This window comes from Actinoallomurus vinaceus, from assembly GCF_039542055.1.
Classification (GTDB): Bacteria; Actinomycetota; Actinomycetes; order Streptosporangiales; family Streptosporangiaceae; genus Actinoallomurus; species Actinoallomurus vinaceus.
This window is the reverse complement of record NZ_BAABHK010000004.1, coordinates 294960-320153: the sequence shown is the minus strand read 5'-3', so window position 1 is coordinate 320153 and position 25194 is coordinate 294960. Positions and strand designations below refer to the sequence as shown.

The 25194-nt window shown below is 73.1% G+C and carries 28 protein-coding genes; 11 read left to right on the top strand and 17 right to left on the bottom strand.

Annotation, left to right across the window (positions count from 1 at the left end; all coding sequences use genetic code 11):
* The first annotated feature begins 45 nt into the window (after positions 1 to 45).
* The gene (locus ABEA24_RS16685) at positions 46 to 1077 is read left to right on the top strand and encodes a LacI family DNA-binding transcriptional regulator (protein ID WP_345431752.1); all 1032 of its coding nucleotides are present in this window, start codon (positions 46 to 48) and stop codon (positions 1075 to 1077) included.
* Between the two features lie 73 nt (positions 1078 to 1150).
* The gene (locus ABEA24_RS16680) at positions 1151 to 2431 is read left to right on the top strand and encodes a protein kinase domain-containing protein (RefSeq protein ID WP_345431750.1); all 1281 of its coding nucleotides are present in this window, start codon (positions 1151 to 1153) and stop codon (positions 2429 to 2431) included.
* Positions 2432 to 2591: 160 nt separating this feature from the next.
* Here the strand turns inward: ABEA24_RS16680 and ABEA24_RS16675 are convergent, their stop codons facing one another.
* Together ABEA24_RS16675 and ABEA24_RS16670 are read right to left on the bottom strand one after the other, a co-directional pair.
* A complete protein-coding gene (locus ABEA24_RS16675; protein WP_345431749.1) occupies positions 2592 to 4013 on the bottom strand; it encodes a pyridoxal phosphate-dependent decarboxylase family protein in 1422 nt (473 codons plus the stop codon).
* 155 nt (positions 4014 to 4168) lie between these two features.
* The gene (locus ABEA24_RS16670; RefSeq protein ID WP_345431748.1) at positions 4169 to 4720 is read right to left on the bottom strand and encodes an NUDIX domain-containing protein; all 552 of its coding nucleotides are present in this window, start codon (positions 4718 to 4720) and stop codon (positions 4169 to 4171) included.
* A gap of 33 nt (positions 4721 to 4753) precedes the next feature.
* Between ABEA24_RS16670 and ABEA24_RS16665 the strand changes: the two genes are divergently transcribed.
* Entirely contained in the window at positions 4754 to 5347 is a 594-nt protein-coding gene (locus ABEA24_RS16665) for a hypothetical protein (RefSeq protein WP_345431747.1), read from the top strand.
* A 5-nt stretch (positions 5348 to 5352) separates the two neighbouring features.
* On the opposite strand, the gene ABEA24_RS16660 is transcribed toward ABEA24_RS16665, so the two are convergent.
* Genes ABEA24_RS16660 through ABEA24_RS16650 form a run of 3 tightly spaced genes read right to left on the bottom strand, consistent with a single transcriptional unit; the run spans position 5353 to position 7212 of the window.
* The gene (locus ABEA24_RS16660; protein WP_345431746.1) at positions 5353 to 5766 is read right to left on the bottom strand and encodes an RpiB/LacA/LacB family sugar-phosphate isomerase; all 414 of its coding nucleotides are present in this window, start codon (positions 5764 to 5766) and stop codon (positions 5353 to 5355) included.
* Between the two features lie 5 nt (positions 5767 to 5771).
* Positions 5772 to 6467: a deoxyribose-phosphate aldolase gene (deoC, locus tag ABEA24_RS16655; protein ID WP_345431745.1), complete on the bottom strand. Its 696-nt coding sequence runs from the start codon at positions 6465 to 6467 to the stop codon at positions 5772 to 5774.
* A 10-nt stretch (positions 6468 to 6477) separates the two neighbouring features.
* Positions 6478 to 7212, bottom strand: a complete 735-nt coding sequence (locus ABEA24_RS16650; protein WP_345431744.1) for a GntR family transcriptional regulator — start codon at positions 7210 to 7212, stop codon at positions 6478 to 6480.
* A gap of 97 nt (positions 7213 to 7309) precedes the next feature.
* On the opposite strand from ABEA24_RS16650, the gene ABEA24_RS16645 reads away from it, so the two are divergent.
* Positions 7310 to 7942 (top strand): hypothetical protein, encoded by a 633-nt coding sequence (locus ABEA24_RS16645; RefSeq protein WP_345431743.1) that lies wholly within the window; start codon positions 7310 to 7312, stop codon positions 7940 to 7942.
* Here ABEA24_RS16645 and ABEA24_RS16640 read toward each other — a convergent pair.
* On the bottom strand, positions 7935 to 8330 hold the full coding sequence (locus ABEA24_RS16640) for a hypothetical protein (protein ID WP_345431742.1): 396 nt from the start codon (positions 8328 to 8330) through the stop codon (positions 7935 to 7937). The two genes, ABEA24_RS16645 and ABEA24_RS16640, sit on opposite strands and share 8 nt — an antisense overlap.
* Positions 8331 to 8375: 45 nt before the next feature.
* Between ABEA24_RS16640 and ABEA24_RS16635 the strand changes: the two genes are divergently transcribed.
* Positions 8376 to 8825: a MarR family transcriptional regulator gene (locus ABEA24_RS16635; RefSeq protein ID WP_345431741.1), complete on the top strand. Its 450-nt coding sequence runs from the start codon at positions 8376 to 8378 to the stop codon at positions 8823 to 8825.
* Positions 8826 to 8840: 15 nt separating this feature from the next.
* Here ABEA24_RS16635 and ABEA24_RS16630 read toward each other — a convergent pair whose 3' ends face one another.
* Together ABEA24_RS16630 and ABEA24_RS16625 are read right to left on the bottom strand one after the other, a co-directional pair.
* The gene (locus tag ABEA24_RS16630) at positions 8841 to 8990 is read right to left on the bottom strand and encodes an EamA family transporter (protein WP_486303923.1); all 150 of its coding nucleotides are present in this window, start codon (positions 8988 to 8990) and stop codon (positions 8841 to 8843) included.
* Positions 8991 to 9375: 385 nt separating this feature from the next.
* On the bottom strand, positions 9376 to 10680 hold the full coding sequence (locus ABEA24_RS16625) for a hypothetical protein (RefSeq protein ID WP_345431740.1): 1305 nt from the start codon (positions 10678 to 10680) through the stop codon (positions 9376 to 9378).
* 117 nt (positions 10681 to 10797) lie between these two features.
* Here ABEA24_RS16625 and ABEA24_RS16620 point away from each other — a divergent pair, with 117 nt between their 5' ends.
* Positions 10798 to 11244 carry a hypothetical protein gene (locus ABEA24_RS16620; RefSeq protein ID WP_345431739.1) on the top strand — a complete coding sequence of 149 codons (447 nt, stop codon included), beginning with the start codon at positions 10798 to 10800 and terminating at the stop codon, positions 11242 to 11244.
* A gap of 42 nt (positions 11245 to 11286) precedes the next feature.
* Here the strand turns inward: ABEA24_RS16620 and ABEA24_RS16615 are convergent, their stop codons facing one another.
* The 3 genes from ABEA24_RS16615 to ABEA24_RS16605 all read right to left on the bottom strand — a co-directional run bounded on the left by ABEA24_RS16615 (position 11287) and on the right by ABEA24_RS16605 (position 14780).
* Positions 11287 to 12438, bottom strand: a complete 1152-nt coding sequence (locus tag ABEA24_RS16615; RefSeq protein WP_345431737.1) for an acyl-CoA dehydrogenase family protein — start codon at positions 12436 to 12438, stop codon at positions 11287 to 11289.
* A gap of 4 nt (positions 12439 to 12442) precedes the next feature.
* The gene (locus tag ABEA24_RS16610; protein ID WP_425551197.1) at positions 12443 to 13057 is read right to left on the bottom strand and encodes a flavin reductase family protein; all 615 of its coding nucleotides are present in this window, start codon (positions 13055 to 13057) and stop codon (positions 12443 to 12445) included.
* Between the two features lie 172 nt (positions 13058 to 13229).
* Complete coding sequence (locus tag ABEA24_RS16605; RefSeq protein WP_345431736.1) at positions 13230 to 14780, bottom strand: hypothetical protein; 1551 nt, start codon at positions 14778 to 14780, stop codon at positions 13230 to 13232.
* 116 nt (positions 14781 to 14896) lie between these two features.
* Here ABEA24_RS16605 and ABEA24_RS16600 point away from each other — a divergent pair, with 116 nt between their 5' ends.
* The 3 genes from ABEA24_RS16600 (at position 14897) to ABEA24_RS16590 (ending at position 17557) form a co-directional block, all read left to right on the top strand.
* Positions 14897 to 16054, top strand: coding sequence for a thiolase C-terminal domain-containing protein (locus ABEA24_RS16600; RefSeq protein ID WP_345431735.1), 1158 nt, complete (start codon positions 14897 to 14899; stop codon positions 16052 to 16054).
* Positions 16051 to 16464: a Zn-ribbon domain-containing OB-fold protein gene (locus ABEA24_RS16595; RefSeq protein ID WP_345431734.1), complete on the top strand. Its 414-nt coding sequence runs from the start codon at positions 16051 to 16053 to the stop codon at positions 16462 to 16464. Before ABEA24_RS16600 ends, ABEA24_RS16595 begins: the two co-directional genes overlap by 4 nt.
* Before the next feature lie 178 nt (positions 16465 to 16642).
* Entirely contained in the window at positions 16643 to 17557 is a 915-nt protein-coding gene (locus tag ABEA24_RS16590) for a DMT family protein (RefSeq protein ID WP_345431733.1), read from the top strand.
* Between the two features lie 109 nt (positions 17558 to 17666).
* Here ABEA24_RS16590 and ABEA24_RS16585 read toward each other — a convergent pair whose 3' ends face one another.
* The 5 genes from ABEA24_RS16585 to ABEA24_RS16565 all read right to left on the bottom strand — a co-directional run bounded on the left by ABEA24_RS16585 (position 17667) and on the right by ABEA24_RS16565 (position 23559).
* Positions 17667 to 19295, bottom strand: a complete 1629-nt coding sequence (locus ABEA24_RS16585) for an AMP-binding protein (RefSeq protein WP_345431732.1) — start codon at positions 19293 to 19295, stop codon at positions 17667 to 17669.
* Positions 19296 to 19329: 34 nt separating this feature from the next.
* Positions 19330 to 20406 (bottom strand): phenylacetate--CoA ligase family protein, encoded by a 1077-nt coding sequence (locus ABEA24_RS16580; RefSeq protein WP_345431731.1) that lies wholly within the window; start codon positions 20404 to 20406, stop codon positions 19330 to 19332.
* A gap of 37 nt (positions 20407 to 20443) precedes the next feature.
* Positions 20444 to 21511 carry an LLM class flavin-dependent oxidoreductase gene (locus tag ABEA24_RS16575; RefSeq protein WP_345431730.1) on the bottom strand — a complete coding sequence of 356 codons (1068 nt, stop codon included), beginning with the start codon at positions 21509 to 21511 and terminating at the stop codon, positions 20444 to 20446.
* Positions 21512 to 21695: 184 nt separating this feature from the next.
* Positions 21696 to 22835: a lysylphosphatidylglycerol synthase transmembrane domain-containing protein gene (locus ABEA24_RS16570; protein ID WP_345431729.1), complete on the bottom strand. Its 1140-nt coding sequence runs from the start codon at positions 22833 to 22835 to the stop codon at positions 21696 to 21698.
* A gap of 88 nt (positions 22836 to 22923) precedes the next feature.
* On the bottom strand, positions 22924 to 23559 hold the full coding sequence (locus tag ABEA24_RS16565; protein WP_345431728.1) for a TetR/AcrR family transcriptional regulator: 636 nt from the start codon (positions 23557 to 23559) through the stop codon (positions 22924 to 22926).
* A gap of 80 nt (positions 23560 to 23639) precedes the next feature.
* Here ABEA24_RS16565 and ABEA24_RS16560 point away from each other — a divergent pair, with 80 nt between their 5' ends.
* Positions 23640 to 23942: a hypothetical protein gene (locus ABEA24_RS16560; protein WP_345431727.1), complete on the top strand. Its 303-nt coding sequence runs from the start codon at positions 23640 to 23642 to the stop codon at positions 23940 to 23942.
* On the top strand, positions 23939 to 24103 hold the full coding sequence (locus ABEA24_RS16555) for a hypothetical protein (protein ID WP_345431726.1): 165 nt from the start codon (positions 23939 to 23941) through the stop codon (positions 24101 to 24103). The genes ABEA24_RS16560 and ABEA24_RS16555 overlap by 4 nt, the downstream gene beginning before the upstream one ends.
* On the opposite strand, the gene ABEA24_RS16550 is transcribed toward ABEA24_RS16555, so the two are convergent.
* Positions 24104 to 25108, bottom strand: coding sequence for an acyl-CoA dehydrogenase family protein (locus tag ABEA24_RS16550; protein ID WP_345431725.1), 1005 nt, complete (start codon positions 25106 to 25108; stop codon positions 24104 to 24106).
* Positions 25109 to 25194 lie beyond the last annotated feature (86 nt).

The window sequence follows — 25194 nt, the reverse complement described above, 5'->3', positions numbered from 1 at the left end:
GCCGGACGTGAAGGCGGTCCTCCCGCCGCGGCGGGAGGACACGTGATGGGCGGGCGGCGACCGACCCTCGAAGCCGTCGCGGCGCTCGCCGGCGTCGGCCGTGGCACCGTCTCCCGGGTGATCAACGGCTCGCCGAAGGTCAGCCCGGAGGCGCGCGAGGCCGTGCTGCGGGCCATCGACGAGCTCGGGTACGTCCCCAACCGTGCGGCGCGCGCCCTGGTCACGCGCCGTACGGACACGGTCGCGCTGTTCGTGTCGGAGTCGGAGGAGCGCGTCTTCGGCGAGCCGTACTTCGCCGGGATCATCCGGGGGATCAGCGCCGGCCTCGCGGACACCGGGTTGCAGCTGCTCCTCGTGATCGCCCAGTCGGAGGACGAGCACGCGCGGTTCGAGCGCTACCTCACCGGCCAGCACGTCGACGGGGTCCTGCTGATCTCGCTGCACGGCGGCGACCCGCTGCCACGCCACCTGGAGGAGAACGGCGTGCCGACCGTGCTCGGCGGCCGGCCCGTCGGTGTCGGCCCGGTGACCTGCGTGGACGCCGACAACCGGGGCGGCGCCCGCCAGGCCGTCGAGCACCTCATCGGCCTGGGGCGCCGCCGGATCGGCACCATCGCCGGTCCGCAGGACATGCAGGTGGGCGTCGACCGTCTCGACGGATACCACGACGCCCTCGCCGCGGCCGGGCTCACCGGCCCGGTCGTGCACGGCGACTTCAGCGAGGAGGCCGGGGAACGCGGAATGCGAGAGCTCCTCGACCGCGACCCGGACCTCGACGCGGTCTTCACGGCGTCGGACCCGATGGCGCTCGGGGCCATGCGGGTGCTCAAGGAGCGCGGGATCCACATCCCTGGAGAGGTCGCGGTCGTGGGGTTCGACGACTCCTCGACCGCGCGCCACAGCGACCCGCCGCTGACCTCGGTGCACCAGCCGCTCGAGGCGATGGGCCGGGAGATGGCGCGACTGCTCGTCACCCGCATCCGCGGCGAGGAGATCGAGCGCCCGGTCGTCATCCTGGACACCCATCTGGTGGCCCGCGAATCCTCCCTCGGCGGCGCCCGATCCGGGGCACACTAGAAAGTTCGGGCGAAACCTCGGGGGCGCGCTGGAAAGCCCGTGCGAAAAGCGAGACTTGGGGAACACTAGGCCGATGCAGTCGCTTCTGGCCGGCCGGTACCGCCTCAGCGAGCGGATCGGCCGTGGTGGCATGGCATCCGTCTGGCTGGCGCGGGACGAGGTCCTCGTCCGGCAGGTCGCGGTCAAGCTGATCGACCCGGAGCTGGCGCGCGACCCGGAGTTCCGGAGGAGGTTCCGGGACGAGGCCCGCTCCGCCGCGGCGCTGTCCCACCCGCACATCGTCACCGTGCACGACTACGGCGAGTCCGACGGCACCCCGTACATCGTCATGGAGCTGCTGACCGGCTCCACCCTCGCCGACGTGCACCCCGTGCCCGACGCCGAGCGGGTCATCGGCCAGATCGCCTCCGCGCTGGCCGCCGCGCACGAGGCGCGTATCGTCCACCGGGACATCAAGCCCACGAACATCTTCCTCACCTCGTCGGGGGTGAAGGTCCTCGACTTCGGCATCGCCGGCGACGCGCGGATGGGGACGCCCGACTACCTCCCGCCCGAGAACGACCTGTCGCCGTCCGCCGATGTGTACTCCCTCGGGGTCGTGTGGTTCGAGGCGGTGACGGGCCGCCGTCCCAGGCCGGGGGAGACCCTCGGCGGCCTGCAGGCCCGCTGCGTCGCCCGGTCCGCGTCGGACCGGCCGGCGGCCGCCGAGGTCGCCCGGGAGCTCGGAGTCGGCGAGGAGCCCGCCGTCGACCCCGACGCCGTCACGCCGAGGCGCCGTCCGCACCCGATCACGCGGGTCCTCACCGCGCCCGCGGTCCGCCGGCGCCGGGTACCGCTGGCCGCCGGTGCCGCCGCCGCGGTGACGGCGGCGGTGATCGTCGCCGTGCTGAGCGCCGGCGCCGGCGGTGGCGGGAAGGCCGCGCTGACCTCCCCGTCCGGCGTGGCGGCGTCCTCCAGCCCGTCCGGCACCCCCGGACCCGTCACTCCCACCGCCACCGCGGGGAGCCGGTCCGCGCAGTCGTCCACGGCCACCCACGCGGCCATGCCGCCGCCTCCCACCACCCGGCAGGTCCGGTCCCACGCCGCGCCGACGCCGGCGGGAACGGTCGACGCGCTGACCCGGATGCGCCGCACGGTGGACGAGGGCATGGCGGTCCGGGAGGTCCGCTCCGACGTGGCCGTCGACCTCGACAACGTCATCACCAACCTGGCGAACGAGCTGGCCGCCGGCCAGCGCGTCGACCTGCGGCAGCGGGTGACGGAACTCCGGACGAAGATCCTCACCCGGCTCGGCGAAGGCGGCCTGACCAGGTCCCGCGCCGACACGCTCCTCGCCCAGCTGCCCAAGGTCTGAGCGCCACCCGTGTGAGCGACCGCCCGCGGGCCGAGCGACCCGAGCGACCCGAGCGACCCGAGCGACCCGAGTGGTCACCCGTGTGAGCGACCGTCCGCGGGACGAACGGCTCAGGTGCGAGCGTCGCGCGGTGAGCGATCGCCCGGTTCGAGGCTCGGGGTCACCCGGCGAGTCGTGCGCCGATCTCCCGGACGATCGAGACGAGCTGCTCGACGTCGGCCTCGGTGGTCCGCCAGTTCACGATCGCCGGCCGCAACGCGGTCATGCCCCGGTACACCGTCGTGCCGGCGAACACCCGGCCGTCGGCCAGCAGCTCCGCGCCGAGCCGGGTGTTCAGCCCGTCGAGATCCTCGACGCCCGGCCGCCGGTACCGGAAGCAGACCACGCAGAGCCGGACCGGCGCGAGCAACTCCAGATCCGGCGCCTCCTCGACCAGCCGGCCGAGATGCCGGGCGAGATCGAGATGGCGTTCCACCATCGCCCGGTGACCCTCCCGGCCGTACGCCCGCAGCGTCGCCCAGATCGGCAGCGCACGCGCGCGGCGCGAGGAGTCGGGGCCGAGGAACTGGTAGTTGACGTGGTCGTCGCCGTCTCCGGGCAGGTACGGCGCGTCCCACGCCCCGAACGCCCGCCCGAGCAGCGCGGCGTCCCGTACGAACGCGAACCCGCTCTCGTACGGGACGTTCAGCCACTTGTGCCCGTCACTGATCACCGAATCCGCCCGTTCGATCCCGTCGACCAGGTGACGGGTCCGCGGCGACACCGCCGCGAACAGCCCGAACGCGCCGTCCACGTGCAGCCAGGCACCGTGCCGTTCGGCGAGCTCGGCCATCTCGTCGATCGGGTCGAAGTCACCGGTGTTGACCTCGCCCGCGTTCGCCACGATCACCGCGGGGCCGTCGGTCTCCGTGAGGGCCCGGTCCAGCGCCGGGAGATCGACCCGGCCGGCGTCGTCCCGGGCGAACCTGCGCACGGTGTCGCGTCCCAGGCCGAGCATCTGCAGGGCCTTCCGGGTGCTGACGTGGACGTACCCGCTGGAGAACACCGGCATCGGCGGCAGCCCGGCCAGGCCGTCGACGGTCACGTTCACGCCGTGCCGCTCCGCCCACCAGAACCGCGCCGCCGACAGCGCCGTGAAGTTCGCGGAGGTCGCGCTCGTCGTGAGCACCCCGCCGCATGACTCCGGCAGCCCGAACAGGTCCTTCAGCCACCCCAGCACCACCGTCTCGGCCTGCGTGCCGAACGGCGACGCCGCCCAGTTACCGGGGTTCTGGTCGAGCAACGAGGCGATCCAGTCGCCGGCCAGCGCGGCCGGAGTGGCGCCGCCGACGACGAAGTGGAAGAAGCGCGGCCCGGCGGAGTGCGTGGCCGCTCGGGTGCCCGTCCGCAGCAGTCGCGCGACACCGGCCACCGTTCCGTCGCCGTGCTCGGGCAGCGGCCCGCCCAGTTCACCGAGCAACTCCTCGGCCCCCGGGTCGCTCACCGGCCGTGTCGTCAGCGACTCGAGGTACGGACCGGCGGCCTCCGCCACCAGGTCGAGGGCCTTACCGGTCAGGTCACGCTCGTGAATCGGGTCCGCCATGGAAGGAGCAGATCATGACCTTTTCTGGTGGTCGATAGCCAATCGCCGGAATCGGCCTTACCGCCGAGCCGGTACGACGAGGTCGATCGGGCCAGGACGGTTCCACCGGCGGAGTCCGTCGCCTCTATCGGCAGGGTCCGTCGCCGGGCGTGCGCCTAAGGCAGGGACCCGTCGCTTCCCGATCCGCGGAGCCCGAGCAGGCTGTAGGCGGCCATCGTGCAGCCGTCGACGATCTCCCCGTCGCGGATCATCCGCTCGAAGTCCGGGCGGGCGACCCAGCGCTGGGTCATCTCCTGCTCCTCCGGGTCGCGGTCGGCGGCCTCACCCTCCGTCAGATCGGTGGCGAGGAAGACGTCGCAGCGCTGGCTGGTGAACCCCGGCCCGATCGAGAAGGAACCGATACGTTCCAGGGACGCCGCGCGCAGCCCCGTCTCCTGCACCAGTTCGGCCCGAGCCAGTTCCTCGGTGCTCGTCTCCCGATCATCGGGCCAGGTGCCCTGCGGGAACTCCAGGGACCGGCGAGAGAGCGTGTAGCGGTACTGCTCGACCAGGTGGAATCCGTCGTTCTCCATCGGAATGATCAGCGCGGCCGTGGGCTTGTCCACGACGCCGTAGATGCCGGGGGAGCCGTCCGGGTGCCGGATGTCGTCCTCCCGTACCGTCATCCACCGGTTCTGGTACACCACGCGACTGGAGATCTGGATCACTTCAGCAGCCTCTCACATCTACGCTGACGTCCCATGGGAGAGAGGCGACGGCACGGCGTTCCATCGCCGGAGGAGATCCGCCGGTCGGTCACGCGAGGCCGGTCCGCCGTCTTCCCGCTCGACGCGGCCGTCGACATGCCCGGGGCCGCGGCCCTGGCCGCCGGGCTGCGAGCGGAGCTCGCACGGGACGATCTCCTCGTCCTCGTGTCGCCCAGCCGGCCGCCGTCCATCCGCGTCGTACAACTCATCGGCGAGCCCGAGCTGACCTGGTGCCGCGCCGAACTGGAGACCCTCGTCGCCGACTTCCGCCGGACCGCGCGGCGGCTCATCGAGCGGTGTCGCGCCGAGGCGGGGCCCGCCTGGGACGAAGACGAGGCGTTCGAGCGGATCGAGGTCGACGGCACGCACTGGTGGCTCTCGCCGCACGGCGACCACTGCCGGTTCGAACGTGCTGACGGGGCCGAGGTCGTGGAGGCCCACATTGAGCGTCCGGACGCCGTCGATCCGGGCTTCCTGCTGCTGTTCGCCGAGACCTCCGGCGGATATCCGAACGTCCGTGCCGCGTGCGTGGAGGGCTTCCACGACATGTGCCGGCTGCTCGAGTCGGCCGGTGCGCATACCGGGTAACGCGGTCAGAGGTCCCGGATCAGGTCGATGTTCGGGGTCTCCTCGGGGTCCTCTCGCTCCGTCTCGAGAAACGCCTTGACGCACTCCACGGCGACGTCAGGGGCCAGTCGTTTGAGGCTCAGCGCGAGGACGTTGGCGTCGTTCCACAGGCGAGCGTTGCGCGCGATCCAGGGCTCCCAGGCCAGCGCGGCGCGTACGCCAGGGACCTTGTTGGCCGCGATGGACGTGCCGGTGCCGGTCCAGCACATCAGCACGCCGTAGTCGGCCTCGCCGGCGGCGACCGCGCGGCCCGCCTCCCGCGAGAAGTCGGGCCACTTCTCCAGATCGTCGATGACACGCAGGTCGGCGACCGCGCGGAGGTGCTCGATCACCGCGCGGGTGCAGTCGTTCTCGTCGTCGGCGCCGAAGACCACCTTCATGCCGTTCACCCTGCCACGTCGCCACGGCGTCGCGCGAGGTCGTCGAGGATCGCGGCGGTGGCCGTCGCGCCGAAGCGGGTCACTCCGACGGCGGCCATCTCCAGCAGGATGTCGAGCGTGCGGACGCCTCCGGCCGCCTTCACGCCGACCCGCGCCGACACCGAGGTCCGCATCAGGCGGAGGTCGTCAAGGGTGGCGCCACCCGGAGCGAAGCCCGACGAGGTCTTGACGTAGTCGGCCCCTGCCTCCTCGGCGATCCGGCAGCCGCGGGCCTTCTCCGCGTCGGTCAGATACGCGGTCTCCAGGATGACCTTGAGGAGGACGCCCCGAGCCGCCGTCTGCTCGGCGACGGCACGGATGTCGTCGGCGACGTAGCGGTCGTCGCCGGCGCGCAGCCTGCCGATGTTCAGCACCATGTCGATCTCCCGTGCCCCGTAACCGACCGCCGCGGCCGTCTCGCCCGCCTTCACGTGGGCCGTGGAGGAGCCGTGCGGGAATGCGACGACGGTGCCGACCGCCACGTCGGTGCCGTCGAGAGCGCGTACGGCGAGTGGGACGTCCGCGGGCCGGACGCACACCGACGCCACGTCGTAGCGGGCGGCCAGCGCACAGCCGGCCCGTACGTCGTCGGTGGTCAGGTCGGGGCGGAGGAGGGAGTGGTCGATCATCTTCGCGACGTACTCGACGGTGGGCCACGGCATGGGCTTCTCCTCAGCGGGTGGGGGACTCGACGTCGAACGTGACGTCGAGGGCATAGCGGTCACCGGCGTAACGGGACTCGGTGAGCTCCAGCGGGAGACTGTCCTGGTCGAGGATCAGCCGATGCTCCACGAGCAGCGGAGCGCCCGGATCCACGGCGAGCAGGTCGGCGTCCTCGGCGGTGGCACGATCGGCGGAAATGGACGCGTGCCCCAGGGCCGGCACGCGCCCCAGGGCGACCACCGCCTCGTGCAGTGAACCTCCGGCCAGGTCGGCCTTCAGGAGCTGCGCCAGCGTGGGCGGGAAGAGCGCCTCCTCGACGGCGATCGGCACGTCGTCGGCCGACCGGACTCGGCGGATCGCGACCACCCGCGCGTCGCGACCGAGCCGCAACCGGTCGGCCTCCAGCTGCTCGGCGGGCCGTATCCGCGCGTCCACCACACGCGAGGACGGGATCTTGCCGCGGCGTCGCATCTCGGCGCTGAACCGCACCAAACTGTCGGCTCGGCGGTGGGCGGGTGGCGGCGCCACGAACGTGCCCCGGCCCGGCTCCCGGTACACCAACCCGTCGGCGGCCAGGCGCTGGACCGCGGCCCGCGCCGTCATCCGGCTCACGCCGAACTCCTCGCAGAGCTCCGCCTCAGAGGGGAGGGGATCATTCGGCCGGGCGGCGGCGACGCGGGCCCGCAGCGCCTGCTCGATGGCGTAGTACCGGGGCGTGAAGTCCCGCGTCTCGTTGTTGCTCACGACTCAAGGCTATACGGCTAAATGTATATACGGCTAGCCCGTGCTGCGGGGACTCCGCCGTGCGTAAGGAGCGCTCCGGGGCTGGTAGAAATTCAGCGTGACCGAGGAGGAGCCCGCCTGGGCGATGCAGCTCGCCCTGCGTATCGAGAAGGCCGCGCCGCCGGCGCACCTGGCGATCTGCGAGGCCGCCGCGATGGCCGTCGTCCGGCTGCTCGCCGATCCCCGCTCTGCCCCGGGCGGCGAGTGGTACGACGCGGTCGCGGGCTGGGAGGTGCGGCGCATCCGCAAGGTGGCACGCCGGGCGCGCGGTGCCCGCTGGGTGGCCCTCGCGGAACTGCCCGGCGTGCTGGTGGACCACGACGGCGCGCTGGCGCGGGCATTCGTACCCGGGCCGGTCACCGAGGTCCCGCCGGAGATCTCCAAGCTGCAGGTCGGAGGCACCGACCTGCCACGTGACGACGAGCCGAAACCCCCGCCCGAGCCGCCGTACGCCCTGGTCACGCTCAACCCGCACGTCGCGATGACCACGGGGAAGGCGGCGGCGCAGAGCGGGCACGCCGCCCAGCTCCTGCTGCGCGCCCGCGGCGAGTGGCCGGGTCTGCGCGTCCGCGTCCTGGAGGCCGACGACTGGGACCGGAGCGTCGCGGAGGCCGACGTGGCCGTACGGGACGGTGGCTTCACCGAGGTCGCCCCCGGCACGATGACCGCCGTCGCCCGCCTGATCACGTAGGCCGCTCTTCCGGGTTCGCGGTGAGCCCGCCGAGCGGCCGGGCGGCCGCGAACAGGGCGACGGCGAACACCACCGGCCCCGCCGTCTGCGGGACCTGACCGTGGACGGCTCCGATGACGGCGTCGCCGAGCTGGACTGCGCCGTTCAGGGCCAGGAGGAGCCCGAGCGGCCGCCACGCGCGAACCGCCAGGAGCCAGACCAGCGCGCCGAGCAGTACGACGCCGCGGATCGCCATGTACGCCGCGTACGTGCGGGAGGCGGCCTGGCCGCCTCCGACGACCAGGCCGCCCGGATCCACCAGGCCGGACACGGCGAAGTAGCCGGAGGCCGCCACCGTGCATGCCGCGACCGCGCCGCCGAACCGGCGGGCATTCCGTGAGGGGGCCATATCATTCGGGTGCCGAATCATATGGCAGACGTTAGCATCGACGGCATGGCGTCGGAAGATTCGGTGACGGAGACCGTGAGCTTTCTGCTGGGCAAACTCGGGCAGCACGCGAACACTCGGTTCGCCGACCGGTTGGCGCCGCTCGGCCTCCGCCCACGGCACTGTGCCGTCCTGGAACTGCTCGCCGGCGGCCCGCGCGCCCAGCTCGAACTCGCCCGCGCCATCGGCGTGACCGCGAGCGTGGTCGTCGACATGCTCGACGAACTCGAACGGCTCGACGCCGTCCGCCGGGTCCGGGACGCCGCCGACCGCCGCCGTCAGCTCATCGAGCTGACGGCGGCAGGTCGTGACCTGCGGAGGCGGACGCTCGAGCTGGCGCGGCAGAACGACGATGAGCTGCTCGGCATGCTCGGCGAAGCGGAGGCGGCGGCGCTCCGCCGGGCGCTGGACCGGATCGCCGGCGCGGCCGGCCTGACGTTCGGCGAGGCTCCCTGACGCCTGACGCCTGTCTCAGGCGAGGGTGCGGCAGACGAGCGCGACGGCGGCGAGGCCGAGGCCTGCGGCCTGTGTGCGGGCCGGCCGCTCGCGCAGGAGGACGACGGACAGCAGCACGACGATCGCCGGGTACAGCGACGCGAGAACCGACGCGAGGGCGACCAACGGCTGCCGTGTCGCGAAGAGGTAGATGCAGGACCGCCACGGCGACGGCCACGGGCAGCATGGCGGCGGAGACCTCGCGGACGGGAGCGACGACGCTCATCTGCCCGCGGCCGAGCCCTCGGTGCAGGAACGCCACTCCGGCGCCCGCGCCGACACCCGAGAGCGCGCCCCAGCCGGCGGATTTCCTGGAACCGGTGGCACGGCTGCGGGGCGAGGCCACTGCCTCGTCGTAGGCGGCGCCATGCCGATACGGCCGAGGGGCGTCGGGGCCGGGACGCCGGCGGCGGACCACTGTCCGCCTGTCGGCCGGGCGCAGGCGGACGCGGCGGACGTGGTTCCCGGACCACGGCCGCCGCGGAGGCTCAGCCGGCGAGCGATCCGGCGATCACGGCCGCCCCGGGTCGCCTTCGTCCCGGTCGAACATCGTCTCGTCGGCCTCAGCCTCGGCCTCAGCGCTGGCGTCGTCGTCGGCTTCTGCGTCGTCGGTGGCCTGCGGCTCGGCGTCCCGGGGGCGGACGGGTAGGTCGGTCCTCGTGGCGCCCTCGTTGGCGGCGGGCCCGCCGCCGACGGCGTCCCGCTTGCCGACCGTGAGGTCCCGGCGGGTGGCGTCGCTCGCGGGTGGGGTGACGTCGCGGCGGACGGCGTCGCTCGGGGGTGCGGCGAGGTTCCGTTGCGTGGCATCGCTGGAGGGCTCGTCGACGTCCTGGTGCGTGCTTTCGCCAGAGGGTTCGTCGAGGTCCTGGTGGGTGCTGTCGCTCGGGGGTTCGACGCGTTCCTGGTGTGGGCCGTCGCTCCGGGGTTCGGCGAGGTCTCGGTGCGTGCTGTCGCTCGGGGGCTCCGTGAGATCCCGAGCGGTGACGTCGCTCTCCGCGGGGCCCGCGTCGGCGTGGTCGGCGTCGCCGGTCGACTCGTCGGCCTCCCGGAGGTCGGCGTCAGGTCTCCGGACCCTGAGGTCCTGGCGGGTCGCGTCGGCGGCGGGCCGTACGGCGGCCTCCTCGGGCGCGTCCGGCGATGCGGGCACCGGCCCGGCCAGAGTGGCCGGGGGACGCTGGGACGCCACCGGCGGCTCCGGCAGGGCCAGTGTGGCCGAGGGCTTCGGCGCCTGCCGTGCGGGCTTCGGCGCCCCCCATGCGGGCGCGGCGGCGGAGGTCCCGGGCGATTCCGGGGCGAGCGCGGGGCCGGAGGCGCCGGCCGGGGTGAGGCCGGCGAGCGCCGACTGCGCGAGAGCGGGGACCGGCGGCGCGGGCAGGGCGGACTCGCCGGCCTCCCGCGTGGCCCTGATCGATCGATAGGTCACCGCGAGCAGGCCGCCGAACGCCAGCAGGAACACCCCGTGCTCGACCAGCCGCGGGCCGTCCCCGGCGACGCCGGCGACGACCGCCAGCGCCAGGAACTCGACGAGCCACCCGGCGAGCGCCACCAGCAGCCAGACGGCGCGGCGGCGGCCGACGGCCAGGACGGCGGCGACGGTGAGCAGCAGTTCGGCGACCGCGGAGGCGCCCAGCAGGGCCGTCACCGGCCCGTCGCCCACTCCGAGCATCCGGGCGGCGTCGCGGTGGCGACCGGACCAGTCGAGCAGGGAAGCGACCCTGGTCGCGCCGAAGACGATCAGGAACACGCCCACCGGGAAATGCCAGCGGTGCCACCTGCTCTCCGTGGCCGGTGACCGTGATCCCGCGTCGAGTGTCATGTACGCACCTCTCCTTCTTCCGCCGTCTATGACGTACGCGCGGCCCGCCGAGTTGGCGCAGGGCGGAACATCGCGGCGAAAACGATTCAAGCGAGCATGCCGGTCGGGAGGGGAAACGTGCCACTGGAACGGACCTTCTTCACCCTGCGTGAACGTGCACGGGGCAAGTTCATGCATGTTCGGTGCTGCGCATTGCGTGGCGTACATCACATCGGAATGCTGTCCACGGTCGGGCGGATCCGTTTCAGGAGGGGTGATCCGAGCGTGTCGAATGAGACCGCCGCCTTAGCGCGGACACGCATCACATATCTCGAAAGCCTCGGCGACGAGCTCCGGGGGCGGGGCTTCGCCGTACGGCTGACGGTTCCACGGGTCGGACCACCGAGCCTGCATGTGGTGAACCCACAGGTGTCGGTTCTCGCCGAGCACATCCTCGCCGAGAACTCCACCGATGGCTGGTGGTACTGGTGGTCGTGGGCCGAGCGGATCGCACGCGTCGATGATCTCGACGATGCTGTCGAACGCGTCATACGGGTGCTCGCCACAACGGGGGAGCACGACTGAGGAGACGGTGCTGGAGGCGACCACGGCCTCCAGTGCCGGCCGTCAGGCCCGCGGGAGCCCGAGAGTGCGCTCGGCGATGATGTTGCGCTGGATCTCGCTGGACCCCGCGTAGATGGTGTCGGCGCGGCTGAACAGGTAGAGCCGCTGCAGCTCCGACAGCTCGTACGGTCCGGCGTCGGCGACCAGGACCTCGTCGCCGAGGGCGGCCACGGCGAGTTCGCCGAGCCGGCGGTGCCACTCCGACCAGTACAGCTTGGCGATCGACACCTCCGGTCCGGGCTCGCCGGCCGCCAGGGACGACATGGTGCGCAGCGCGTTCAGGCGCATGATCTCCAGCTCGATCCAGGACTGGACGAGCCGGTCGCGCAGCACCGGATCCTCGATCGCGCCGGTCCGCCGGGCGGCGGCGACGACCTGCTCGAACTCCCGGCGGAAGCCGATCTGCTGGCCGAGGGTGGAGGCGCCGCGCTCGTACCCGAGGGTGGCGAGGGCGACGCGCCATCCGTCGCCGGGGGCGCCGAGGATGTTCGCCTCGCCGGTGCGGGCGCCGTCGAAGAACACCTCGTTGAACTCGCTGGTGCCGGTCAGCTGGACGATCGGCCGGACCTCGACCCCGGGCTGCCGCATCGGCACGAGCAGGTACGACAGGCCGTGGTGCCGCGTGGAACCCGGCTCCGTACGGCAGAGGACGAAGCACCAGTCCGCGACGTGGGCGAGGGAGGTCCAGACCTTCTGCCCGGTGATCACCCACTCGCCGCCGTGCGGCTCCGCCCGCGTCTGCACGTTGGCCAGGTCCGACCCCGCCTCGGGCTCGGAGTAGCCCTGGCACCACAGCTCGTCGCCGCGCTGGATCGGCGGCAGGAAGCGCCGCCGCTGTTCCTCGGTGCCGAAGTCGATGATCGTCGGCCCGATCAGTCCCTCGCCGATGTGGCCGACGCGGTGGGGCGCGTTCGCGCGGGCGTACTCCTCGTGGAAGACGACCTGCTCCTCCAGCGTGGCGTCGCGCCCGCCGTACGCCTTGGGCCAGCCGAGGCAGGTCCAGCCGGCCTCGCCGAGGCGGCGTTCCCACGCGCGGCGCAGCTCGAATCCCTCGTGCTCGCGTCCGGGGCCGCCGAGGCCGCGGGCCTCGGCGAACTCCCCGGTGAGCTCGGCCTCGAGCCAGCGGCGCACCTCGGCCCGGAACCCGGCGTCCATGGGCTCAGCCGTCGAAGCGGCCGTAGGAGCCCTTGTAGAAGACGAGTGGATCGCCGTCGTGATGCTTGTCGAGGTGGTGCACCTGGGCGACGACGATGACGTGGTCGCCGGCGGCGTACTCCGCCTCGACGGAGCACTCCAGCCAGGCGAGAGCGCCGTCGATCACCGGGCTGCCGTTGGGCGACTTGGTCCACTCCAGGCCGGCGAACTTGTCCGCGCCCTTCGTGGCGAGCTGCAGGCAGACCTCGCGCTGCGGCTCGGAGAGGATGTTGACGCAGTGGCGGTCGGCGCCGCGCAGCTTGGGCCACGTGGAGCTGGTGTGCGCGACGCAGAAGGCGACGAGGGCGGGGTCCAGCGACACCGAGGTGAAGGAGTTGGCGGCCAGGCCGGTGGGCCGGCCCGTCTCGGGGTCGATCGCGGTGATGGCGACCACACCGGTGGCGAAGCGGCCGAGGATATTGCGGAATCGCATCTTGTCGATGTCGCTGACCTGGTCGGTCGTGCCCGCAAGTGGCGTTCCGTTGGGCGAGCGGGGTGCGCGCCGTGGCGTGTTCTGGCCGGAGGATCGCGCAGCCGAGCCTCTGGGGATCGACGTGGCGGCGGTCGCGCCGTCGGGCATGACCGGATCCTTTCTCTTAGCCAAGCGCTTGCTTGGACGATAGGCGGCACCCATGACGGGTGTCAAGCTGACCGGTCGCCGCCCCTGCTCCACGTCTCAGTAAAGCGCCGCCACGTGTCCGTGATTCCGGGCTGGAGGCGAAATCGGCCGAAAGTCCTACGACGTCGGAGCCTCAGCGCTCGCTGTTCCGGAAGACCGTCGTCTTCGTGGACCGGCCGGGGAAGACGACGATGAGATGCGTCTCCACCGGTAGGTCCGACGTCGACGCCCGTGCCTTCTCCCGGCCGCGGACGTACACGCGCAGGCGGTAGGACCCGGGGCCCTTCAGGGACAGCACGGGCAACGGGGGACTCCCATCCGCCATGGTCGTGACGCGCAGCCGGCCGTCGGGGCTGTCCAAGCCGACCTCGACGACGCGGTCCCAGCCGCGCAACATGAGCGGAGGGCCGTCGCGGTAGGCGGCGACGGTCAGGCAGAGGTAGCCGTTCTCGATGCCCGTCATGACGGCGGCCGCGTTACCCGCCGCGCTGATCAACCCGTCGTCGATGGCGGCGTTGAACGGATCGCCGGCAGTCGGCGGTCCGTCCGACACGTAGTAGCCGCCGCCTTCGCCGACGAAGACGGCGGCCGTCGCCCGATGTGACGGTGATCCCGCGAGTCGCGGGCGGGCGCAGGCGGCGTTCATCCGCGCCTTGTACCGCGCCGCCTCCTCGGCCTCCTGCCGTGCCGAGCGCCGCAGGTCCGGCAGCCGGCGTGCGGCGGTGTCCGGGCACAGGTACGCCGCCGTGCGGACCGGATCGCTCGCGGTCAACTGCGCGGCCGCCGCCGACACGAGCGGGCTCGGCGCGCGGTCTCCAGGTGGGGCCGCGGCGAGAGTGCGGCACAGTCGGCGGCCCATGGCGAGCAGCTGATCGTCGGGCCGCTCGTCCCGCCGCCCGCCGGGCGTGCCGTATGCCGCGTAGGCGCCCGGGCCCAGAGCCGGAACGCGTCCCCGCGCCGAGCAGAGGAACATGAGCTCGCGCCGTGCCCTCGGCAGCCGAGCGACCGCATGAGCCGGCGTCTCGGTGGGGGGCGGGGCCGGCGGGAAGGCGTGCGCGCACGCGGCCGGACCGCTGATCGGCCGCTCGACGCCGCGATCGGCCGTCACGCCCGCGAGCAGCAGCACGCCCGTGACCGCCGCGCCGAGCGCCCTCCGCCTCCGAGGGCGCCTCCGAGGGCGCCTCCGAGGGCGCCGCCGTGGCCCGTGCAGGGCCGCTACGGCCAGGCCGGCCGGCAGCAGGTAGTAGAGGTCGCCGAGCGCCCAGCCGAGGAACGGTCCTTCTGTCCAGGTGCGAAGGCATTCCGCGCCGCTCAGGCCGTCGGCGGCGACCAGCGCCGGCTCGAGCAGGGACACGGGAAGCAGGCAGACCGGCGCCGCCCAGCCGATCCACGCCGCCGTGCGGTTCAGACCACGTCGGCGGCAGAGCGCCCACCCCGCGAAGGCGGGCCCGACGACGATGATCGGAGCCGACTTCACGAGCGACCACAGGGGTTCGGTCAATAGCCGGTCCTGCAGCCGCCACCCGTAGCAGACATTCGTGACGCTGGTCATGACCGCGAATCCGGCCGTGCCGCGCAGGAGGTACATCACGAGGCCGAAGGCGATCGGCCCGGAGGTCAGTGCGACCGCCGCCCACCACAGCCGCAGCCGCTCGCGAGGGATCGGGATCCTCTCCTCGGCCATCCTCGGTCTCTCCGCTCGGCGACGTGCCGGTCCACCCTAGTGATCATTGACAGTCCGGGACGGCGGGCTCTACGGTTTCAAGGGACTTGGCCGAGCGCTTGGTTGGTAGGAGAGGTATGGGGTTGCGGGATCGGGCGGCGATCGCCGGGGTCGGGTACACGCCGTTCAGCAAGGACTCCGGCGTCTCGACGCTCACCCTCGCGATCGACGCGATCCTCGCCGCGCTCGACGACGCCGGGCTGACCGTCGACGACGTCGACGCCCTCGCGACCCACCGCGTCGGCGACTCGACGCCGCCCTGGGTGGTCGCGCCCGCCCTCGGTATCCCCGAGGTGAGCTGGTACCTCGACCAGTTCGGCGGAGGCAGCGTCTCGCACGCGGTGATCGGGCAGGCGGCCATGGCGGTCGCGAGCGGTGTGGCCCGCACCGTCGTCTGCTACCGCGCGATCAACGCCCGGTCGGAGTTCCGCATGGGTGGCACCGGCCGCGGCGTCGCGCCGGTCTTCGACGCGCAGTACCAGGCGCCGTACGGCTATTTCGCGCCGCCGCAGCAGTTCGCGATGGCCACCCGGGCGCACATGATCAAGTACGGCACGACGCACGAGCAGCTCGGCCACATCGCGGTCGGCCAGCGCGCCAACGCGGTGAAGAATCCGCGCGCCCTCAAACGCGACCCGATCACGCTCGACGACTACCTGGCCTCCCGCTGGATCGCCGAACCCCTCCGGCTCCTCGACTGTTGCCTGGAGACCGACGGCGCCTGCGCCGTCGTCGTCACCTCCGCCGAGCGCTCCCGGGACCTGGCCAACCCGCCGGTCCTGATCTCCGGCGCGGTCTGGGGCGGCGGCGACAGCTTCTTCTCCGGGCAGGGCGGCGACTTCACCGTCTCGGAGGCCGCCCGGATCGCGCCCCGGCTGTACGCCATGGCCGGCGCCGGGCCGGAGGACGTCGACGTGGCCGAGCTGTACGACTGCTTCACCTACTCGGTCCTCGTCCAGCTGGAGGACTACGGCTTCTGCACCAAGGGGGAGGGCGGCCCGTACGCCGCCTCCGGCGCGACCCGGCTGGACGGCCCGCTGCCGGTGAACACCCACGGCGGCTTCCTCTCGGAGGGATACGTGCACGGCATCAACCACGTGGCCGAGGCCGTCGCACAGCTGCGCGGCGCGGCCGGGGACCGGCAGGTGAGCGGCGCCGAGGTGGCGCTGTCGACGGCCCAGCCCGGCTACGTCCTCGCCGGGACCTCCGCCCTGATCCTCAAGGCCGACCGATGAGCCTCGCCGAGCGGCCGAGGCCGCAGGCCGACCGCGACTCCGCGCCGTGGTGGGAGGCCGTCCGCCGGCACGAGTTGCTGGTGCAGAAGTGCGGCGGCTGCGGGACGCTGCGCTTCCCGCCCCGCGCGATCTGCGGCCGCTGCCGGTCGCGCGAGAGCACCTGGACCCCGGTGGAAGGCACCGGGCGGGTGGCGAGCTGGATCGTGAACCACCAGGTCTTCATGCGCGCCTTCGCCGACGAGGTGCCCTACGCGGTCCTGCACGTGCGGCTCGACGACGCCGACGACCTGTTCATGTACGGCGACCTGACCGGCGCGGACCCCGCCGACGTGACGCCGGGCATGCCGGTACGGGCCGTTTTCACGGACGTGGACGAGGACCTCGCCCTCGTGAGATGGCGGCCGCGGTGAGAATTTCCGCCGCGCCGGGCGGGGCTTTTCGCCGGGTGAGTGCTTCGCATTGAGGTCGATCCGGTATTTTCGTCTGCCGTAGGCCGTGTCTTCGCAGCCTCCTACCAGCTCGCAGGCGTCACCTGATCACCCCGGCGCCCCCATATCGCCCGCGTTCCCCCGTAGCCCAGGAGGCTGCTTGTTCTTCGGCATCATCCTCGCGCTCATCGCGACGGTCCTGTACAACGCCGGCTTCGTTCTCGAGAAGCGGGCGTTGCGCGACCTGCCGCCGATCAGCGCGCATCGGGTGGGCCACCTCGTCCGCGTCCTGGGCGGCAGCCGCGCGTGGGTGACGGGCTTCCTCGTGATGGCCATGGGGCTGCTCTGCCAGGTGGGGGTCATGGCGCTGGTGCCGCTGAGCGTCGGGCAGCCGATCCAGCTCGCCGGGCTGGCGCTGCTCGTGGTCTTCTCGGCCACGTTCCTGGGCGAGCGCACCACGCCGCGCGAGTGGACCGGACTCGGCGTGCTCGCGCTGTCGCTGATGCTGGTGTGCCTGTCGATGGAGCCGACCCGGCTCGGCGTGCACGCCGACACCGGCGTTCTCCTGGCCGTCTCGGCCGGCACCGTCCTTCTCGGCCTGGGCGCGTTCGCCTCGGCGATGCGCGGTGGGCGGCGCTCCGGCCGCCCGGTGCCCGGAGTGCTGTACGGCGCCGCCTCCGGTCTGCTGTACGGCGCCGGCGGCTTGCAGACGAAGGGCGTCGCCGGGTTCCTCGCCGACCACTCGGGCGGCTTCGTCGGCCGGACCCTGGCCTCGCCGTACCCCTACCTGTACCTCCTGCTGTCGGGTGCAGGCCTGGTGCTGTTCCAGACCGGCCTGCAGCGCGGCCGGGCCTCCATCGTGGTGCCCGTCTCCAGCGTCGTCGGCAGCGTGTACACCGTCATGGCGGGCACGGCGGTCTTCGGGGAGCCGCTGCCGCAGGATCCCCTCCGGCTCGCGCTGCGGACGGCCGGGTTCGCCGCCTCGATCGTCGTCGTCATGCTCATGCCCCGGCACGACGAGGAGCCGGTCGAGGTGCTCGGCGCCCCGGCCCTCGTCACGGACCAGGTCGGCTGACCGAGGCGCTCGGCGCTCCCGCGCTCGGCATGGACCAGGTCGGCTGACCGAGATGCCCGGCGCGCCCGCCCTCATCGGCTGATCCAGCCGCTGGGCGTCCCGACCCGCGTCACGGATCAGGTCGGCTGAGGAGCCCTCGGACCGTCCGGTGCCGTGCGGTGCGGACGCGGAGGGCCTGCTTGTCGACCTTGCCGTTGACGTTCGCGGGCAGCGCCTCGACGAGGACGACCTGGCGGGGGACCTTGTAGTTCGACATGTGGTCGCGCGCCCAGGCGATGATCTCGGCCGGCTCGACCGGGGCGGCCGGGACCACGAACGCCCAGCCGACCTCGCCCAGCCTCTCGTCCGCCACCGCGACCACGGCCGCCTGCGCGACGGCCGGATGGTGCAGCAGCAGCGCCTCGATCTCCGCCGGGTAGGCGTTGAACCCCCCGACGATGAACATGTCCTTCTTCCGGTCGACGATCGCCAGGTCGCCCCGGGCGGTCAGCTCGCCGATGTCGCCCGTGTGCAGCCATCCGTCGGCGTCCACGGCCTCCGCCGTACGCTCCGGATCGTCCCAGTAGCCGCGCATGACGCCGTACCCGCCGATGAGGATCTCCCCGCGCTCGCCGGCCGGCAGGTCCTTCCCCTCGTCGTCCACGATCCGCACCGTCACCCCGGGCACGGGACGGCCGGTGGTGGCGGCGATCACCTCGACGGGGTCCCCGGCCCGCGTCATCGACACGACGGTGCCCTCCATCAGCCCGTACGCGTTGATCATCCGATCGAGGCCGACCCGCTCGATCAGCCGCCGGATCAGCTCCGGCGGAACCGCCGCCGCCCCGCAGATCGCCACGCGCAGCGAGGACACGTCACGGCCGTCGAGCTCCTCCAGGATCCGGTGGAACAGCGTCGGCGGGCCGGCCAGGACGCTGATCCGGTCGCGCTCGATCATGTCCATCAGGGCGTCGGGCGCGAACACCGAGATCGGCATCATCGTCGCCCGCTTCAGCACGCAGGCCAGCAGCCCGGCGTTGATCCCGAACCCGTGGGAGAACGGCGCGATGATCGGGTAGCGGTCGTCCGGGCCCAGCGTGACGATCGACGCCCAGTCCCAGTAGCCGCGCAGCAGCTGCGCGTGGGGCAGCATGACGCCCTTCGGCGCGCCGGTCGTGCCGGAGGTGGCCATGATCTCGGCGAGGTCGTCCGGGCGTACCGCGAGCGCGCGGTCCTCGGCGCCCGCCACGCCCTCGCCCCGCTGCAGCAGGTCCTCGAACGAGACGGCCGGCGGCGGCGCGCCGGTCCCGGCGAGGGTGACGGCGTGCCGCAACTCCGGCAGGTCGCCGAACGGCCGCCCGCCGGACGGGCCGCCGCAGACCTCCTGCAGCGCGCCGAGATAGGAGAAGCCCAGGAACCCCTCGTCGACGAACAGCACCCGCGCCCCGGTCCGGCGGAGCATGCCGGCGGCCTCGATCCCGCGGAACCGCGTCGAGAGCGGCGTGACGACGGCGCCCGCGTCCCAGACGCCGTACGCGATGACGACCCAGGCGGCGGAGTTCGGCGCCCAGACGGCGACGCGGTCGCCGGGCTCGACGCCGAGCGCGATGAGCCCCCGCGCGACCCGTGCGGCCTCCTCCCGGAGCGCGCGCACCGTCAGCGTCGTGGAGCCCTCCGCGACGACCACGTCGTCCGGGTGGCGCGCCGCCTGGTCGCGCAGCATCCGCGGGATCGTCCCCCAGTCCGGAACCGGTTCCATGACGCGCCTCCTGTCGGTCGGAGAACGGGCCGGGTCAGTCCACGACGGCCGACCGGTCGCGGCCGAGATGGTGGCCGCGCAGATCGGTCACCGAACCCGGCCGGGCCTGCTCGGCGACGTCGTCCTCGACGACGACCTCGATGGTCACGGGGGTCACCGCGACCAGCGCCTGGTGGATGCGCGAGCGCCACATCGGGTTCTTCACGAGCGTCGCGCGGTTGAACGTGACGTGCAGCGCGGCGGCGTCCAGCGTCCCCTCGCGGGCGATGCGCAGGTCCCAGTGGGCGATGCCGTCGATCCGGGCCAGTGCCGCGGCCACGCGCGGGATCGACAGCCACCGGCCGCGCAGGAGGACGTGCTCGCCCACGGTCTGCTCGGGGGCGGGGATCCCCGCGCCCTCGGCCAGGCGCACGACCTGCCCGGTGCGCAGGGTCGTCCCGCCCAGCGTGGAGTGCCAGGCGGGCGTGACCACGATCTCCGCGCTCCCGGAGGCGTACGGCGGCTCCAGCAGCACGTCCTTGCCGAGCGGCGCCACGCCCAGCAGGCCCTCGCGGGCCGGCGTGTACGCGGTGTCGCGCGCGGATCGGTACGCCGTCGGCAGCCCGAAGAACGGGTCGGCGTACAGCTCGCCCACCTCCGCCTCGAACTCGGACGCGAGCTGCCCGTACGCGCCCGGCGAGGGCATCTCTCCGGTGAGCAGGATGTGGCGCAGCCCGAGGTCCAGCGGGTCGAGGAGGAACTCCAGGTGCAGCCGGGCGAGCAGGTCCATCGCCCCGGTGGGCGTCGCGATCAGCGTCGTGGCCCGTACGGCCTCCAGCGCGTGGTGCAGCCGCAGCCGTCCCCTGGGGCCGGGCGCGGCCGCGGCCTGGGCGATCTCCGCACAGGCCTGCGCGATCAGGGTGCCGGTCGCCTCGCCGTCATTGCCCAGGGCGACCACGACCCGGTCGGACGGGCCGACGCCCGCCGCGCGCAGCGTCGTCGTCGCGATCTCCAGCGCGGCCGCGCGGTCCTCGGCGGTCAGCGGCACGATCAGGTCGGCCTCGGGGGAGACGAGCAGGAGCCCCGCCGCGTCGCGGGGGGTCGTCAGGGCCTCGCGGGTGGTCCAGGTCATGCGGTCTCCTTCGCGATCCCGGTGTTGCTCGGCCCGGTCACGCCATCACCTCGTCCATGAACAGCCGCATCGAGCCGGTGACGTGCTCGTTGGCCAGACCGCCGACCTGGGCCTGGAGGATCAGGTCGGTCGCGCCGGCGGCCTGGATGCGTTCGACGGCCTTGCGGGAGCCCTCGACGTCGTCCACCACCACCATGTGGTGTTCCCGCAGCGTCTCCATGGCCTCCTCGGGCGGCAGGCCGGCGGCGAGCTGGCCCAGCACCCGGTGGGTCGCGTGCCGGGCGTCGTAGTAGTCCGGGGGCGTGACGAGGTTCACCTGGCGGCGGATGTACCACAGGATCGCGTCGGCGGCCGTGGAGATCGCCTCGTCCTTCGAGGGCGCGACGTACCAGGGGATCATCAGCGCGACGCGCCGGGTGTCCGGGTCGAACCCGCTGCTCGCCAGGCACTCCCGGTACTTGGCGATGTCCTCCGCGACGTCGTCGAGGCCTTTCAGCATCGTCATGCCGAGCAGGTTGTAGCCCTTGCGGGCCGCCGCGAGGTAGCCGTCCAGCGAGGTGGAGGCCACCCAGACCGGCGGATGCGGCTCCTGGGTCGGGCGGGGGTAGACCGCGACGTTCGGGACCTCGAAGAACTCGCCGGACCGGGTGACCGGCTCGCCGTCGGCGTTCCAGATCGCCAGCACGGCCTCCAAGGTCTCCTCCCAGATCTGCCGGGACTGCTCGAAGGGACGCTGGAACGCCTGGTACTCCAGCGGGGACGCGCCGCGCCCGGTGCCGAACTCGACCCGCCCGCCGCTGAGGACGTCGAGGGTCGCGACCCGCTCGGCCGTGCGGACGGGGTGCTGGAACGGCAGCAGCACGACGCCGAGGCCGAGGTGGATCCGCTCGGTCCGCTGTGAGCAGGCGGCGAGGACGAGGTCGGGCGCGGACGAGTGGGAGAACCCGCGTGTGAAGTGGTGCTCGACGAACCACGCCGTGTCGTAGCCGAGGCGGTCGGCCAGGACGACCTGGTCGACGACGTTCTCGAAGGCCCGCCGCTCGACCTCGCGCGTGCGCCCGCGCACCTCGAGCTCGTAACCCACGCTGACCCGTAGGGACATCACGCCTCCGGCATGTGCTCCGAATATGACCAAGCGCTCGCTTGGGAAGCGTAGCAGCGGGATCGTACGGCAACAAGCCACGGGAGGCGGTCGGGCAGGTGAGGCCGCGGCGGGTGAGGCCGACTCTGGGGGAGTGCGGCGGGTCGGGCCGACCCTTGGGGAGTCCGGAGCCGGGGAGTGCGGCGGGTCAGGCCGACTCTGACGAATCCGGCGGCCGGGGAGCGGGAGCCGCGTACGCCGTCGTCTGCGACATGGCGTACAGCGCCGATCCCAGATCGCCGAACGCCCTCCGCAGGCGCAGCCGCGTCACGTCGTCCTCGGCGATCTTGATCGTCAGCCAGGCGAGCCAACCCGCGCCGACCACGCCCCAGAAGGACACGAGCCGGTACAACGCCACCGCCGCGCCGGCCGGGACGGCGAGCGCGCCGAAGGCGACCAGCGACGCGGCCAGGCTCGCCTCGATCGCGCCCAGCCCGCCGGGTAGCAGGGGCAGCACGCTGCCGGCGGCCTGCGCGGCGAAGTACGCGAGCGTGACGGCGTACAGCGGCGTGTGCACGCCGACCGCGCGCTCGGCCGTCGCGAGGGACAGGATGTCGAAGACCCAGTTCAGCACGGCCATCAGGCCGAGGACGCCCCAGTCGCGAACGCTCAGGCGCAGGGCGCCCCGGCCCTGCCACATCTCGGTGACCGGCACGACGAGCCGGTGCCGCAGCAGCGGCCCGAAGACGCGCAGCGCCAGGCGGCTCACGGCGGCCCGCTGCCGGTTCCAGAGCAGGGCGAACGCCCCGGTCGCACCCGCCAGGACCGCCAGGGCCGTGATCGCGAATGACCGGGAGTACGGCTCGGCGACCAGGGCGGTCAGACCGACGACGGCGTAACCGGCGTTCATCACCACGCCGCCCACCACGATCACGGCGGTCGCCAGCCGCGGCGTGGCCCCGGCGCGGCGGAACTGCCGGAAACCGAACGCCACGCTCACCGCCGGCCCCACCGGAAGCGTCGTCGACAGCGCGTTGCCCGCGTAGGTGATCCGCAGGGCGCGCGGCAGGGACATCCGGACCCCGCCCGCCCGCAGTAGCCGTCGCTGCACCCGGCTGAACATCGCCATGGACGCCAGCTGCGAGAGCACCATCACGGCCAGCCAGGCCGGGTTCGCGTGGGCGGCCACGTGCCACAGCGCCGCGGCGTCGGGCAACTGGTCGCGGAACGCCCAGGCCGAGACGCCGATCGCGCCGAGCATCGCCACCCGGCCCGCCCACCGCAGCCACCGACGCCGCGCCGACGGGGGCGGCGACGTCGTGGTCGGTGTCGGGAGGAGATCGGTCACAGGGGGCACCTCACGGGGTTCTCGCTCGGAAAACGAGCCGCGCGCGGGCCTGCATTCCCCCCGGCCGGTCCCGAACGACGGAAGTGGCCTACGTCACCGGTCGCCCGCCCCGCGGCATGATCTCGCCGAGGTGCCGGCGCAGCGTCGCCCGCATGGCGTCGGCGTCGAGCCGGCCGGGCTGCAGGACGCCGTGTAGCGCCAGGCCGTCGACCAGCGCGTACAGGCGTTCCGTCTCGACGTCCGGGTCCAGGCCGTCCTGGAGCACGCCGGCCCGCTCGGCGGACGCCAGCACCTTCCGGATCAGGCCGCGGGTCTCGTCGTACAGCCGCTCGGCGTACGGTCGCAACTCGTCGTGGGTGCGCGCGCTCACGGTGAAGGCCAGCCAGACCTCGGTCTCCTCGCGGCGCTCCGCGTCGAGCGGCAGCAGTTCGGCGAGGGCCGCCTCGAAGGCGGCGACGTGCCGGTCGGGGGGCGCGTCCGGGGCCGGCCGTGTGCGCACGTGTTCCATGAGGCGTGCGCCGGCGCGGTCCACGAAGTGCCGCATCGCGAAGATCATGATGTCGGCCTGGCCCGCGAAATAGTGCCGTACCGAGCCGATGGCCAGGCCGGCCTCGGCGGCGACGTTGCGCAGTGACGCGTGCTCCAGCCCGTCGCGGCGGGCGACGCGGAACACGGCCTCGGCGACCTCTTGGCGCCGGGCCTCTGGATCCACCTTCTTCGGCATGACCCCTTTGTAGCAGCACCGTGCTAAATTCTTTTTAGCAAGGTCATGCTAAAAAAGCCGATCATGAGGAGGGGGCGATCGTGAGCACCGTCATGCATCTGCTGCTCATCAGGTTCGCGCTCATCGTGGGAGCCGTCGTGCTGCTGGTCATCATGGGGTTCACCGCGGTGCTGATCCTCAAGCGCGGCGGGCGGCTGCCGGAGGCCCGCCGGTACGCCGAGCCGCTGCTGCGGGCGCTCGCGGAGGGGGACGGGCGCGGCCGTCCGGTCGGTTCCGTACGGGGCCGGGCGGGGAGGGGCGGCGCGCGGCGGGCGGCGGCCCGCGCCGCCCTGAGATACCTCGAGGACGCCTCGGCGCGGGACAAGAGGGGATCGGACGGATGAGGCCCCGCATACCGGTCCGATCGGCGGACGGCGACGGAGATCGGATCCTCCGCGAACTCGCGATGGACCTCCTGGTCAAAGCCGCGATCGTGGTCGTCGCGCTCATCGTCCTCGCGGTGGTGCTGACGATCATCTATCGGAAGGTCGGGACGCGGAGGTAGCTACAGGCCGGCGGCCGCGGCCAGCCGGGCGCGGTGGGACTCCGGGCCTCCGAAGAGGCACGCGTCCGCGGTCGCCCGCTTGAGGTGCAACTGGGCGTCGTGCTCCCAGGTGACGCCGATGCCGCCGAGGACCTGGATCGTCTCGCCCGCCGCGTGCAGGTACGCCTCGGCGCAGTACGACCCGGCGAGCGCGGCGTACACCGGAAGCGAGCCCGGATCGCCGTCGGCGACGCGCGCGGCCTCATGCGCCGCCGACCGCGCCGACTCGACGCGCAGCAGCACGTCCGCGAGCTTGTGCTTGATCGCCTGGAAGGCGCCGATCGGCCGGCCGAACTGGACCCGGGTCCTCGCGTGCTCCAGGGCCGTCTCCAGGCAGCGCTGCGCGCCGCCGACCTGCCCGGCGGCGAGCGCGGTCAGGGCGACGTCGCGTACACGCGTCAGGTCGCCGTCGATCCGCTCGGCCGGGGCGCTTTCGAACCGCAGACGGGCCAGCCGCCGCGTCTGGTCGAGCGTCACGTACGGCGTCTGCGCGACGTCCGCGCCCCGGACCGCGTAGACGCCGTTGCCCGCCGCGCAGACGATGACGTCGGCGAGGTGCCCGTCGAGGACGTACGGCGCCGTACCGGTCAGCCGGCCTCGATCCACCGTGAGATCGCCGTCGAGGACGACCGTCGCGATCAGGGAGCCGTCCGCGATCCCGGCGAGCAGCCGCCCGTCGCGCACGGCGTACGCCGCGAGCACCGCCGTGGCCAGGTACGGGACGGGGGTCAGCGCCCGGCCGAGCTCCTCGCAGACCACGGCGAGCTCGGTGAGCCCGCACCCCGCGCCGCCGTGCTCCTCCGGGACCGCCAGCCCGGTCAGCCCGAGTTCGCCCGCGAGCCGCCCCCAGAGGGCCGCGTCGTGCGCGGCGGGATCGGCCATGAGCCGCCGTACGGCCGTGGGCGGGCACTCCTCGGCGAGGAAGGCGCGGACGGTCGCTCGCAGGTCATCGAGTTCGTCGCTCACCGCACGATGATAACCAAACGCTTGCTCAAGAGGGGAGTGGCGCGGGTCCACCGGAGATCGATCGTGTTCTCGCGGGGCGCCGGCCG